This is a genomic window from Arthrobacter sp. TE26545, from assembly GCF_056279005.1.
Genome location: NZ_JBWBQM010000001.1, coordinates 299,932 through 312,885, shown reverse-complemented (window position 1 = coordinate 312,885; position 12,954 = coordinate 299,932). Strand labels below are relative to the sequence as shown.

Here is a 12,954-nt window from a genome sequence, read left to right as displayed (position 1 = left end):
CGACCATTGAAAGTGTGACATGAGCACCTCATTCGACCCTTCGGGACTGCATACCGACCTGTTCATCGATGGCGCCTGGCAGAAGGCCGCCGGAGGCGCCACCTTCCCGGTGGAGAATCCGGCCACCCATGAAATCATCGCCCACGTGGCAGACGGCGGCCCGGAGGAAGCCCAGGCTGCCATCGAGGCCGCCGGCCGCGCCCAGGCAGCGTGGGGCAAGTCCACCCCGCGTGAGCGTGCCGACATCCTCCGGCGGGCCTTTGAACTGGTTGTTGCCAACACCGACCGGCTGGCCGCGATCATGACAGCGGAAATGGGCAAGCCCCTGGCCGAGGCCAAGGGCGAGGTGGCCTATGGCGCCGACATGCTTCGCTGGTTCTCCGAGGAAGCCGTGCGCATCGGCGGGGACCACGCCACCTCCGTGGACGGCAACACCCGGATCATGATCACCAAGGAACCGGTGGGTCCCTGCGTGCTGGTCACCCCGTGGAACTTCCCGCTGGCCATGGGCGCGCGCAAAATCGCCCCGGCCGTGGCCGCCGGCTGCACCATGGTCTTCAAGCCCGCCGAACTCACGCCGCTGACCTCCCTTGCCTTGGTGCAGATCTTCCGGGAAGCAGGCCTTCCCGACGGCGTCCTGAACGTCGTCACCACCGCCAGCGCTTCGGCCGTGGTGGGAACGTGGATGGGCAGCGGCATCGCCCGGAAGGTCAGCTTCACCGGTTCCACCGAAGTGGGCAAGATCCTGCTGCGCCAGGCTGCGGACAATGTGATGCGTTCCTCGATGGAACTGGGCGGCAACGCCCCGTTCATCGTCCTGGCCGACGCGGACATCGAAAAGGCCGTCGACGGCGCCATGAAGGCGAAGATGCGCAACATGGGCGAGGCCTGCACTGCTGCCAACCGCTTCTTCGTCCATCGTTCCGTGGCCGGGGAATTCGGCGAGAAGTTCGCCAAGAAGATCTCCGAACTGCGGGTGGGCAACGGCGCCCTGGCCGGAACCGACGTCGGACCCGTCATCGAGCAGAAGGGCCTGGACAAGGTTGAAAGCCTCGTCGCGGACGCCGTCTCCAAGGGTGCGCGGATCCTCACCGGCGGAAGCCGCCCGGAAGGACCCGGCTACTTCTATACCCCCACGGTGCTCACCGACGTTCCCCTGGACGCGGACCTGATGAGCACCGAAATCTTCGGGCCCGTCGCTGCCATCACCGCCTTCGACAGCGAGGACGAAGTCCTCCGGCTGGCCAACGACACCGAATGGGGACTCGTGGGCTACGTGTTCACCGAGAACATGGACAAGGCCCTGCGCTTCTCCGCGGAACTGGAAGTGGGCATGGTCGGGCTGAACACCGGCTTGGTGTCCAACCCGGCCGCACCCTTCGGCGGCGTCAAGCAATCAGGCCTGGGACGCGAAGGCGGCAAGATAGGTATCGAGGAATTTCTTGAAACCAAATACACCGCAATAGCTGTGTAACACGCATGTAGATAGTGAAGAGCGAGATGAGGGGGATGTCGATGGCGGCACCGGAAGGACTTTTTGTACTGGAAGGAAGGCCAACTGCACAGCTGATCGCAGACCAGTTGCGGGAACAGATCGTCCAGGGGACCTTCCGCCCCGGGCAGCAGATCAACGAATCCGTGATTGCGGGCCAACTGAACACGTCCAGGGGCCCGCTCCGGGAAGCCTTGCAGCGCTTATGCCAGGAAGGGATACTCGTCAGCCATCGCAATCGTGGAGTGTTCGTCATGGAGTTGGAGACCGACGACATCCAAGAGATCTATGCGGTCCGTGAATCCGTCGAATCAGCTGCCGCAAACACGCTGCTGGACGGTAGCCCGGAACGGGTCAAGGACACTTGTGAAGTCCTGAGGGAGATCGTCGGCGAAATGGCGAAGCAAGTAGCCGTCTCCGACTGGCAAGCGATTGCGCGGCTGGACATGCAGTTCCACTCCGCCTTCGTTGCCGGCACGGGAAATTCACGTTTGATCCGGATCTACAAAACTCTGGCGGCCGAATCGAGGATGTGTATCCTCAACCTGGAAGTTTCCTATCCTCGGGCAGACGTCCTGGTCGGGGAACACCAAAACCTGCTGGATCTCCTCGAAGCGGGTGATCGGAAGGGCCTTCTCCGGGCGATCAAACGGCACATGCAAAAAGCCGTCGAGGATCTGACTGAAAGACAACCGGATCAGGAAGGCACTGCCTAGCCAAAGGCCAACCCTGCGCTGTTACCAACGGCCGTTGCAATACCGGGTCTGCCGGGCTTGCAACGGCCGTTTTCGTTTAACCCGCCCCAAGAGCGCAAGGCCCCCGGAGCCTTTTGCTGTACGGGGCTCCTCCCCAGGCCTGGCTGGATGCAGTCTTCAGCCCCTCACGGGCCCAAATCCGAAGGGACACCTCGGTCTGTCCGACAGGAATGCTCAACTGCCCTACAGTTCAACGGAGTACGATGTAGGGATGGTTCAGCAGATCGAAATTGCCCATTCTTCGACGGTGCAACAGGTCGCTGATGGCCTGACGGCCATGATCCTGGACGGCAGGCTGAAGCCCGGTGAACGGTTGCGGGAGAGCGTGCTGGCCGAAAACTTGAAACTGTCCCGGAACACGATCCGCGAGGCCGTCCGGATCGTTCAAGCAGGCGGACTCGTGCGGCACCGCGCGAATCACGGGGCGGTGGTCTGGGATCCGACAGACGCCGAAATCATGGACGTCTATAACGCACGCCTCCACTTGGAGGCCACGGCCGCTCGAAGCCTTTCCGAGGACACTTCGCTAGCCGAAGTCCACGCCGCGATGGAAGAGTTCCGCGCAGTCCTCAAAACCGGCGATCCCTTCAAGATCGTGGAAAAGGACCTTGCGATCCATACGGCTGTAGTCAATCTCCTGGGAAGCAGGAAGCTGACCGCCTTCTACCGGCAGTTAGTCACGGAACTCAGGTACTTCATGCTCATCCTTTCCCTGGAAAAACATGAATACGATGATCCCGATGCACTGGAGGCTGAGCATCAGCGAATCATCACCGCACTTGACACGCACGATCCCGTCCTGGCGGAAAACGTCGTAAGAGATACCATCATCGAATATCGCGAGGCCATTCGGCACATCATTTCCGCGAGGCACACGGCCGACTAACGCCGCGTCCACTCGCATACACTTCAACGGCAGCAAACAGCCTTTGCCCTGCAGCGCACCTCCTGTCATACTGTTGAACAGTTGAGCAGTGAAGATTTTGGCTACCTTCCGAGGCCCCCGCCTCAGTAGCCTCCAGCATCGGCAGGAGCCCCGACATGGATGTCAGAACCAACTCGGAATTCATTAAGGCCGCCGCGGCGGAGAGCGGACTCCTGGTGCGGCAGGCCCCGCTCGGCGAAGCCACTGTGTTGCAGCTTCTTGAGCTGCTCTACGGCCTCAGCGGAACCCTTGTCCATATCCCGACGGAGAAGGACGAGACGTTCCGCCTCGAGGACGGCAAGGAGACTTACCTGGTCAAACTCTCCTCACCTCAGGAAGATCCACATATCGTCAACCTGCAGACGACGTGCATGGCGTACCTGGAACACGCCGCCCCTGATCTACCGGTACAGCGTCTCGTCAGAACCCTGGGCGGAAAACCTGAAATCCAAATACCGGAAGATGAGGGCCTGCACAACCGCGTACTTCGCGTGATGCGCTTTGTGCCCGGCCGCCTTCTGGCCGACCAAGCCCCCACAGCCGATCAGCTCCAGGTGTGCGGGGCCACGCTGGCGCGGTTGTCCATCGCTTTGAGTGACTTCGAACATCCACGGGCCAGCCGCATCCTCATGTGGGACCTCAAGCATTTCCACCGCATGCGGCCCCTGCTCGGATACGTCGAAGAGGGAGCAAAGCGTTCGCTTGCCGAACCGATTTTCGACCAGTTCGACGAAAAGGTGGTTCCACTTCTGGACACCCTCACCACCCAGGTGGTCCACGGCGACTTCAGTCCCTTCAACGTTCTGGTCGACCCGGAGGACCCACGGTATGTGACTGGAATCATCGATTTCGGGGATGTGGTGCGGACACCGGTCATTTTCGACATAAGCGTCGCCATGGCCAATCACCTTGGAGTCGAGCCGGAAAAGCCCTGGGACGACGCACTCCACCTCATGGACGGGTACCGAAGCGTCCGCCCGCTTCCTGCGCATGAGTTGGAAGCCTTGTCAGCCGCCGCCCCCGCGCGGCTCCTCCTGCGAGCCCTAATCACGGAATGGCGAGCAATCCAGTACCCCGAGGCCCGGGACTACCTTTTCTCCCACTCAAAGCAGGACTGGGACCGACTTGCCTCCATAGCTTCGGTTCCCGCTCCGGAAGCGCGCTTCACACCATAACCCCAACTGCCCCGACCGCCCGCCGCTGCCGGTTTTCCATGCAGGACGCCGGAAACTTGTCACCTCCAGATGGCATTGACAACAATGACGGGCGCACCCGGCTTCCGTACGGGGAAAGTGCCTTTCGATTTTTTATGCTCAATTGTTGTCAATCGAACAGCGCGGAAGTTCCCTTACCTTAGTAGATTGAGACGTAGATCACAGACAGCTGGGCGAGCGTTCAACCACCCGAAGGGACGCACCATGAAAACCATGCGCAAGATCCAAAGGGGTGCGGGGCTTGCCATCCTGCTCGCTCTCACCGCCTGCGGCGGTTTGGCTGCCGGCCCTCAAGACTCGGCCACCGAAATCCCCAAGACGCAGAACACGGCGGATATCTCGGAGGGCATCCAGCCTGACCCCGCCGCGGTGGCGTTGCTGCCGCAGTCCTACAAGGACAAGGGCGAATTGACGGTGGCCATGGACCTCCACTATCCACCCACGACGTTCCTGGCCGAAGACAACACCACCCCGATCGGCCTGAACCCGGACATCGCCCGGCTCGTCGCCAAGAAGCTCGGCCTGAAGCTGAAGTTCGAGAACACGGCGTTCGACACCATCATTCCCGGCATCGACGGCGGCCGGTATGACTTCACGGCCACCACGATGTCCAAGACCGAAGAACGGCTCGCGGTGCTGGACATGATCGATTACTTCAAGGCCGGCAGCTCGGTGGCCGTGGCCGCGGGCAACCCGCTGAAACTGACCATGGAGACCCTGTGCGGCAAGAACATCGCCGTCACCGCCGGCTCAACCGGCCAGCTCAAGCGCCTCCCGGCCCTGTCCGAGCAGACCTGCACGTCCAAGGGCCAGCCCGAGATCCACGCCGTAACCCTGCCCAACGTCCAGGAAGCCCTGACCCAGCTGCACTCCAAGCGGATTGACGGGATCCTCTACGACACCACCGCCCTGGGATGGGCTGCCAAGCAGCAACCGGAATCCTTCGACCTCCTCGGCCGCGTGAACGTCGGCTCCAGCGATGTGACGGCAATCGGCCTGAAGAAGGGCTCGCCGCTAACCTCGGCCCTGCAGAAGGCCATCCAGTCGGTCCTCGAGAGCCCGGAATACAAGAAGTCCCTGGACACCTGGGGCCTGGAGTCAGGCGCCATCACCGAGGCCAAACTCAATTAGCAGATACGTCCAGGCTGCAAAGTTCCATCAAGGATGTGACACCAGAATGAGTAGAACGGACCCTGCGCTCAAGCCAAGGCTGAAGCGCCGAAGCCTCTTTGAATACGTGGCATGGGCCGCCTGCTCCCTCCTGGCGGTCGGCATCCTGTATTCCGTCTCCACCAATCCGAACTTCAAGTGGCACGTAGTCGCCAGATACTTCACCCATGAAACGGTCCTCCGCGGACTCATGCTCACGATCTTCCTCACGATCGCCAGCATGGCCTTGGGAACGGCCCTGGGGCTGGGGCTTGCCATCATGCGATCCTCAGGCATCAAACCGATTGCCGCCACCGCAGCCGTCTACATCACCTTGTTTCGTGGAACTCCGGTCCTGGTGCAACTCATCTTCTGGTTCAACATCGCCGCTCTCTATCCCGACCTGACCATCGGCATCCCCTTCACCAACATCAGCGCGGCCGTCGACACCAACGCGCTAATGGGCCCTATCACTGCAGCCCTGATCGGGCTAAGCCTCAATGAGGCCGCCTATATGGCCGAGATCATCCGCGGCGGTTTCGCCGCCGTCGGCAAGGGCCAGATCGAAGCCGCTGACTCGCTTGGTATGAGTACTGCCACCAAAATGCGCAAGGTGATCATCCCGCAGGCGATGCCCTCCATCATCCCGGCCACCGGCAATCAGGTGATCGGCATGTTCAAGGAAACCTCCCTCGTCAGCGTCTTGGGCGTGGCCGAACTGCTCCAAAGCGCCCAGCTCATCTACGCCCGCACCTACGAAACCATCCCGCTGCTGATCGTCGCCAGCCTCTGGTACCTGGTAATGACCCTGCTGCTGAGCTACCCGCAGTCCAAGCTCGAGCAGAAATACGCCCGCGCAACTTCAGTGCTTCCCCGCAAGGCCAGGCGGGGTGCCCTTACCGCGCAGGAAGGCGCTGCCCGTAAAACGACGGCGGCCTGACCGAACACGAGGCTCTCTCTTCTGTAAACTGTCTACAACACGCATCCAGGATGGCAGGCTATCCGATTGCCGTGCGTCCCGACACAGGATCCAGGCGAGGGAGTTGAGGCGATGTCCGAGGCAATAACCGAAAATGCCTTTGTCATGGAAGGACGACCCACTGCGCAGCTGATTGCTGATCAGCTGCGCGAGCAGATCGTGGCAGGCGTGTTCAGCCCGGGCCAGCAAATCAACGAGTCCGTCCTGGCCGCGCAGTTGAACACGTCGAGGGGTCCCGTCCGCGAAGCACTGCAGCGGCTAAGCCAAGAGGGAATCCTGATCAACAAGCGCAACCGCGGCGTATTCGTCCGGGAGCTGACTTCCCAGGACATCCGGGAAGTCTACGCGGTCCGTGAAGCCCTGGAGTCGACAGCCGCAGAGGAGCTCCTCGCCGCCGCCCCTGAACGCGTCAGCGAAACGTGCGGGGTCCTTCAGAAAGTTCTTGGCGAGATGGCCAAGCAGGTGGCCGTTTCGGACTGGCAGGCGATCGCGCGGCTGGATATGGAATTCCACACAGCCTTCGTGGCCGGCACCGGAAACTCCCGCCTCGTACGGATCTACAGAACCCTGGCCGCCGAATCCAGGATGTGCATCCTCAACCTCGCCGTTTCCTATCCCAGGCCGGATGCGCTTGTCGAAGAGCACCAACTCCTCCTTGATCTGCTTGCAAGCGGAAACAAGAAGGAACTCCTCAAGGCCATCCAGCGCCACCTGGGACAGGCCGTCGAGGACCTGACCGCGCAGCATGACAAAGCGCTCGGCGCATAGGACCCCTTCTCCTGCTGATTGGCGTCCACAAGCAGGCGCCACGGCGCCGGCAATCGCCCAAAACCCCTTCAAATTGTCAACAATCGACGATAGACTGGTTTTCCGCGATCTCGTCTTCCCGCGGCCTGGCCCGCGCAGGCGCCGCGGCCGCTTCGCCCCTCCCCGCGAAGCCACGCGTCAAAAGCATCAGAAAGGTAGATCAACGTGCGACAAAGCAGTCACACATCCCTCTGGAAATCCCTCGAGCGGGGCGACCTTGTCATCCTGAGCCAGGATGGAGTTCCTTGCCACCATGGCTCCATCGATGACCGGACTGAAGATGGCCACACCATCTGGGTGATCGACGACATCGGCCACCGCCGGCTTTTCCACATCGAGGACGACTACGATCTGATGATTGCCCTCGAAGCGAAGCAATGATCGCCGTGATCGTTCTTGTCGCGGCCGGCATCCTGACAAGTTCCACCTCGGTCGCATACGCACGCCGGCCCCGCCGGCCCCGGAGTCGGCGCGCACTCACCCGCCGGCGGAAGGCCGACAGCGGATACCTGGCCGAATCCTTTGTCGCACTCGTGGCCTTGGCAGCAGTCACACTGGCCATCCACATCCAGCTCGGAGCGGCATTTTGACGGCGGACCGTGCGGAGCTGATCTTCCACGACCCGTTCTCCGAATTCCGCTGCAGCCCCTCAAATTGGCGACGGGCGCGTGCAGCCGCCCGTACGGTGCACTCCCCCGCGACACGGGGCATGACGGGAAGCAAACCGCCAAGCCCATGCCGGGTTCACGGTCAGCTGAAATCGAAGGCGTGGTACGTGAATTGAAGCTCCTGACGCGAACCAGGGGAATTGACAGCCTGCCCCGCCTCTAGTTCAGGCCGAGCTCGTCCTTGCTGAAGGCGTACAGGTAGGGAACGCCGGTTTCGGCTTCGATCTTTTCCTTGGCACCGGTGTTGCGGTCCACGATCACAGCCACTGCCACGACGTTGCCGCCTGCGTTGCGGACACCCTCGACGGCGGTCAGCGCCGAGCCGCCGGTAGTGGAAGTGTCTTCCAAGACCACCACGTTGCGGCCTTCCACGGAGGGGCCTTCCACCTGGCGGCCCATGCCGTAGGACTTCTGCGCCTTGCGGACGACGAAGGCGTCCACGGCACGGCCGGCGTCGGCAGCGGCGTGCATCACGGCGGTACCGACGGGGTCGGCTCCCATGGTGAGGCCCCCGGCGCACTCAAGCTGAATGCCGGCGTCGTCGATCATGTCCAACATGACCTGGCCCACCAGCTTGGAGGCCTCGTGGTGCAAGGTGATGCGGCGCAGGTCGATGTAGTAGTCCGCTTCCTTGCCGCTGGACAGGATCACCTTGCCGCGGACCACCGCCAGTTCCTTGATGAGTTCAAGCAGGCGGGCACGGGCAGCGGAGGCGTCAGCAACGGGAGTCATGGCTCCTAGTTTAGACTGGCGCGGTTTAGACTGGCGTGTCCAACATTTCAGGCCGCACACCCCGCGACCCTGACATGCTGGAAAGGTGCCATCCATCCCGACGGGAACACCCCGGACCGCGCTTAGCTGGAAACTACTGCCGGCGACCCTCCTGTCCGCGTCCGCGGTGCCGTTGTTCGCGCTCCAACAAGACGTCCCCGGATACGTCTTGCTGGCCCTGGGCCTGGCGACGGCAGCATTAGTCGACCGGGAGCTGCTGCGGGATTTGGGGCTGGTGGCGGCCGGCATGGTCATCATCAGCCTGGTGCCCCTGAACGCCGATCTCAGCCTGCGCCACATGGCCCTGATGGGCGGCGCCCTGGCGCTGGCCGTGCTGGTTCCCTGGCTGGTTTCGCGCTTCGCGTACCGCGAGAAGGTTATTAGGTTCCCCGTGAACACCGGGCGCCCCTGGCCTTTGGCGGCGAGGCTCTACCTGATCGGCGTGGTGGCGCTGGGGTACTTCATCCTGCCCGCCTACCTGATCGGCACGGGCGTCTACAGGAACTGGCCGGATGCCTCGGACCCGGCCATCTTTTGGAGGCTCTTCCTCGGCGTCAACGGCGTCGGCATCTGGGATGAGCTGTTCTTCATCTGCACGGCCCTCACCCTGCTGCGGCGGCACTTTCCGGACTGGCTGGCCAACCTCCTGCAGGCCGTGATCTTCTCGTCGTTCCTTTGGGAGATCGGCTACCAGGCGTGGGGACCCCTCCTGACCTTCCCGTTCGCGATCCTTCAGGGTTACACCTTCAAGCTCACCAAGTCATTGACCTATGTGGTGTCCGTGCACCTGCTCTTCGATTTGGTGCTGTTCCTGGCCCTGGTGCACGCCCACGACCGCGAGTGGCTGCCGGTGTTCCTGTACTAGCCCGGCGTTCCTCCTTCGTCTTGGTTCGTGACAGCGCGCGCCACAGTTGAGCCCGGCGGACGCGGCTGGCTAGTCTTGGTGGCATGCGCAAACTCCAGGCGAAGATCATCGAGGAAATGGGCGTCCAGCCCCGGATCGATCCTGCCGAGGAGGTGCGCAGGCGCGTCACCTTCCTGAAGGAATACCTCAAGGCCACCCATACCAAGGGCTTCGTGCTGGGCATCTCCGGCGGCCTGGACTCCTCGCTGGCCGCGACGCATTGCGCAGCTGGCGGTGGAGGAACTGGAAAGCGAAGGCGTGGAGGCCAACTTCGTGGCCGTCCGGCTGCCGTACGGCACCCAGCACGACGAAGAAGACGCTCAAGCCGCCCTGGACTTCATCCAGGCCAAGACCGAGTGGACCTTCAACATTTCGGCCGGCGTTGACGGGATCGAGGACGAATTCGAGAAGACCGCCGGCGCGGCCATTTCGGACTTCCACAAAGGCAACACCAAGGCCCGCATCCGCATGGTGGCCCAGTACGCCCTGGCCGGCGAACACAACTACCTGGTGATCGGCACGGACCACGGCGCCGAGTCCGTCACCGGCTTCTTCACCAAGTTCGGCGACGGCGGCGCGGACATCCTGCCGCTGTTCGGCCTCAACAAGCGCCAGAACCGTGCCCTGCTCGCCGAGCTGGGCGCCCCGGCACGCATCTGGGAGAAGGTCCCGACGGCGGACCTGCTGGACGGCCAGCCCGGCCGCACCGACGAGGACGAACTCGGCCTGAGGTACGACCAGATCGACGACTACCTGGAGGGCCGCGAAGTTCCCGAAGGTGTCGCCAAGGTCATCGAGGACAAGTTCATGCGCACGCGCCACAAGCGGACCGTTCCGGTCACCATTTTCGACAGCTGGTGGAAGTAGCCGCCTTCTGGCCTCAGGCCAGGAAGCCGCGCAACAGGGACGCGGTACCTTCCAGATGTTCCACGGTGACGCGCTCCGCAGTTACCGCATCACCCCGGAGAATGGCCTCCGCGATATCCGCGTGCTGCTCATTGGCGTGTTCAAGATTTGTGCCCAGTCGCGGGATACGGTCCAGCAGATCATTGAGCCGCGCACGTGTCTCCGCCACGGCGCCCACCAGACTGGCTGAGCCGGACAATTCGGCGATGGCGATGTGGAACCGTGCGTCCCTCGGGCGGTAGGTTTCCGGCGTCGCACTCATCAAATCCGCAAGGCACTGCTGCAGGTGTTGCCGCGCGGCGGCCGTCAGCGCGGCTTTTGCGGACAACACCGCGGCTGCCGGCTCGATGATGCCGCGGAACAACAGCACATCCTCGACCTCTGCGGCTTCCAGCGGGCGGTTCTCCGTGGGACGGTGAACGGCCGCACTCGAAACGTAGGTGCCGCCGTAGCGCCCTCGCTGGACTTCCAGGTAGCCGGCGTGTTGCAGTTCGCCCAGGGCGTCCCGCAGGGTCGCGCGCGAAACCCCGAGCTTTTCCGCCAGTTCCCGTTCAGGTGGAAGCTTCTCTGACGGAGCAAATATCCCCAGCTTGATGGTCTGCAGTATGTGCTCAATGGTCTCTTCAAAGGCGTTGCCGCCACGCACCGGCCGAAGCACAGGGTAGGAAGGGCCGAACGGAGAATCCTGCATCTCGGAGACTCCTCTTCACTCGGGGCGGGAACCAGGACCTGCTGATGTTGGACCCATACTACCCACGCCCGCCTCAATGGTCACCAGAAAAACCATTACCGGGCGCCAATCTTCCATATCCGGCGCCTTTTTCACGGAAATGCTTGACCGTGGCGCAGATCACCCCCAGACTGTGATGCAGCCCTTGGACTAAAAACAGTCCTTTAGAACCTGCACTTTGAACTTTCCCACTGCATTCCTCCCCTCTTAGGAAGACACATGGAAACAACAGACACAGCACGCAGCGACGAAGCATATTTGCAGCACCGCAGGCTTAACCGCGGCGCCGCCGGTTGGGTGCTCCTTGCCGGACTGGGCGTTGCCTACGTTATTTCCGGCGATTTCGCCGGCTGGAACCTCGGCCTTGCCCAAGGGGGCTGGGGCGGGCTGCTGATCGCATTCATCCTGATGGGTGTCATGTACACCTGCATGGTCTTCGGCCTCGCTGAGCTCTCATCCACACTCCCAACCGCCGGCGCCGGCTACGCTTTCGCCCGCCGGGCGCTCGGCCCGTTGGGCGGCTTCGCCACCGGTGTTGCCGTGCTGATCGAGTACGCCGTCGCTCCGGCCGCGATCGCCACTTTTATTGGCGGCTACATCGAAGCACTTGGACTGTTCGGGCTCACCAACTCCTGGCCCGTCTATCTCGTCACGTACCTCATTTTCATCGGCATCCACATCCGTGGCGTGGGCGAAGCCCTGAAACTCATGTTTGCCATCACGGCAGTTGCAACGGTCGCCCTACTGGCCGCCGCCGTCGGGCTGGCCCCGAAGTTCGACCCCGCCCGCCTCTTCGACATCGTCCCTGACGGCTCGGCCGGATCGAGCGCTTTCCTTCCCATGGGCATCAGCGGCGTCCTTGCCGCTTTGGTCTACGGCATCTGGTTCTTCCTGGCGGTGGAAGGCGTGCCGCTGGCCGCCGAGGAGACAGCCAACCCCAAGAAGGACATGCCGCGGGGCATCATCGTGTCCGTGCTGGTACTGGTGGTATTCGGGGCCCTCATGCTGGTCCTGGTTCCCGGCGCGGCCGGCGCGCAGGCCATGAGCACATCGGACAACCCGCTGCCGGAGGCCCTGCGCATCGCCTACGGCGGCAACAGCCTGCTGGCTGATTTCATCAACTACGCCGGGCTCGCCGGGCTGGTCGCCAGCTTTTTCTCCATCATCTACGCCTACTCGCGGCAACTGTTCGCGCTCTCCCGGGCCGGATACCTTCCGCGCTGGCTGTCCCTCACCGGCAAGCGCCGGACGCCGTACTGGGCGCTGATCGTGCCGGGAACCATTGGATTCCTGCTCGCCGCAGTGACGCAGGACGGAGCGCTCCTGATAAACATCGCGGTCTTCGGAGCCACCGTTTCCTACGTCCTGCTCAACCTCTCCCACATCGTCCTGCGCCGGAAGGAACCCCTGCTCGAGCGTGGCTACCGCACCCCGGGCGGCATCGTCACCACCTCGGTGGCCTTGGTCCTGTCCGCCGTGGCAGTCGTGGCGACATTCGTCGTCGACGTCTTTGCTGCCTCCATCACCGCGGCAATCTTCGCCGCGGCACTGCTCTACTACTGGTTCTACAGCCGGCACCGGATCGTCGCGGGCGCCCCGGAGGAAGAGTTTGCCCAGCTGGCCCGGGCGGAAGCCGAACTCCAGGCCTGATGGC

At 62.7% G+C, this 12,954-nt stretch carries 13 protein-coding genes and 1 pseudogene; 12 read left to right on the top strand and 2 right to left on the bottom strand.

The genetic code is table 11. The features are described 5' to 3' along the window. The first annotated feature begins 19 nt into the window (after window positions 1-19). The 9 genes from ACZ9CK_RS01360 to ACZ9CK_RS01320 all read left to right on the top strand — a co-directional run bounded on the left by ACZ9CK_RS01360 (window position 20) and on the right by ACZ9CK_RS01320 (window position 7,911). The gene (locus tag ACZ9CK_RS01360; RefSeq protein WP_426301984.1) at window positions 20-1,474 is read left to right on the top strand and encodes an NAD-dependent succinate-semialdehyde dehydrogenase; all 1,455 of its coding nucleotides are present in this window, start codon (window positions 20-22) and stop codon (window positions 1,472-1,474) included. A 14-nt stretch (window positions 1,475-1,488) separates the two neighbouring features. Then, complete coding sequence (locus ACZ9CK_RS01355) at window positions 1,489-2,208, top strand: GntR family transcriptional regulator (RefSeq protein ID WP_426301983.1); 720 nt, start codon at window positions 1,489-1,491, stop codon at window positions 2,206-2,208. Between the two features lie 250 nt (window positions 2,209-2,458). Beyond that, window positions 2,459-3,133 carry a GntR family transcriptional regulator gene (locus ACZ9CK_RS01350; RefSeq protein ID WP_426301982.1) on the top strand — a complete coding sequence of 225 codons (675 nt, stop codon included), beginning with the start codon at window positions 2,459-2,461 and terminating at the stop codon, window positions 3,131-3,133. 155 nt (window positions 3,134-3,288) lie between these two features. Beyond that, window positions 3,289-4,347, top strand: a complete 1,059-nt coding sequence (locus ACZ9CK_RS01345) for a phosphotransferase (RefSeq protein WP_476049017.1) — start codon at window positions 3,289-3,291, stop codon at window positions 4,345-4,347. Between the two features lie 243 nt (window positions 4,348-4,590). Continuing rightward, entirely contained in the window at window positions 4,591-5,517 is a 927-nt protein-coding gene (locus ACZ9CK_RS01340) for an ABC transporter substrate-binding protein (protein ID WP_476049016.1), read from the top strand. 46 nt (window positions 5,518-5,563) lie between these two features. Continuing rightward, window positions 5,564-6,475, top strand: a complete 912-nt coding sequence (locus tag ACZ9CK_RS01335; RefSeq protein WP_426301979.1) for an amino acid ABC transporter permease — start codon at window positions 5,564-5,566, stop codon at window positions 6,473-6,475. A 111-nt stretch (window positions 6,476-6,586) separates the two neighbouring features. Further along, a complete protein-coding gene (locus ACZ9CK_RS01330; RefSeq protein ID WP_426301978.1) occupies window positions 6,587-7,282 on the top strand; it encodes a GntR family transcriptional regulator in 696 nt (231 codons plus the stop codon). A 204-nt stretch (window positions 7,283-7,486) separates the two neighbouring features. Further along, window positions 7,487-7,702 (top strand): hypothetical protein, encoded by a 216-nt coding sequence (locus ACZ9CK_RS01325; RefSeq protein ID WP_426301977.1) that lies wholly within the window; start codon window positions 7,487-7,489, stop codon window positions 7,700-7,702. Between the two features lie 5 nt (window positions 7,703-7,707). Further along, window positions 7,708-7,911, top strand: coding sequence for a hypothetical protein (locus ACZ9CK_RS01320; RefSeq protein WP_426301976.1), 204 nt, complete (start codon window positions 7,708-7,710; stop codon window positions 7,909-7,911). 237 nt (window positions 7,912-8,148) lie between these two features. Here ACZ9CK_RS01320 and pyrE read toward each other — a convergent pair whose 3' ends face one another. After that, window positions 8,149-8,721, bottom strand: a complete 573-nt coding sequence (gene pyrE / locus ACZ9CK_RS01315) for an orotate phosphoribosyltransferase (RefSeq protein WP_426301975.1) — start codon at window positions 8,719-8,721, stop codon at window positions 8,149-8,151. 85 nt (window positions 8,722-8,806) lie between these two features. On the opposite strand from pyrE, the gene ACZ9CK_RS01310 reads away from it, so the two are divergent. Then, complete coding sequence (locus ACZ9CK_RS01310) at window positions 8,807-9,625, top strand: CPBP family intramembrane glutamic endopeptidase (RefSeq protein WP_476049015.1); 819 nt, start codon at window positions 8,807-8,809, stop codon at window positions 9,623-9,625. 83 nt (window positions 9,626-9,708) lie between these two features. Beyond that, window positions 9,709-10,531, top strand: a pseudogene (nadE, locus tag ACZ9CK_RS01305) (ammonia-dependent NAD(+) synthetase). A 13-nt stretch (window positions 10,532-10,544) separates the two neighbouring features. On the opposite strand, the gene ACZ9CK_RS01300 reads toward nadE, so the two are convergent. Next, window positions 10,545-11,216 (bottom strand): FadR/GntR family transcriptional regulator, encoded by a 672-nt coding sequence (locus tag ACZ9CK_RS01300; RefSeq protein ID WP_476049014.1) that lies wholly within the window; start codon window positions 11,214-11,216, stop codon window positions 10,545-10,547. A 303-nt stretch (window positions 11,217-11,519) separates the two neighbouring features. On the opposite strand from ACZ9CK_RS01300, the gene eat reads away from it, so the two are divergent. Further along, the gene (gene eat, locus ACZ9CK_RS01295; protein ID WP_476049013.1) at window positions 11,520-12,950 is read left to right on the top strand and encodes an ethanolamine permease; all 1,431 of its coding nucleotides are present in this window, start codon (window positions 11,520-11,522) and stop codon (window positions 12,948-12,950) included. Window positions 12,951-12,954: the final 4 nt, after the last annotated feature.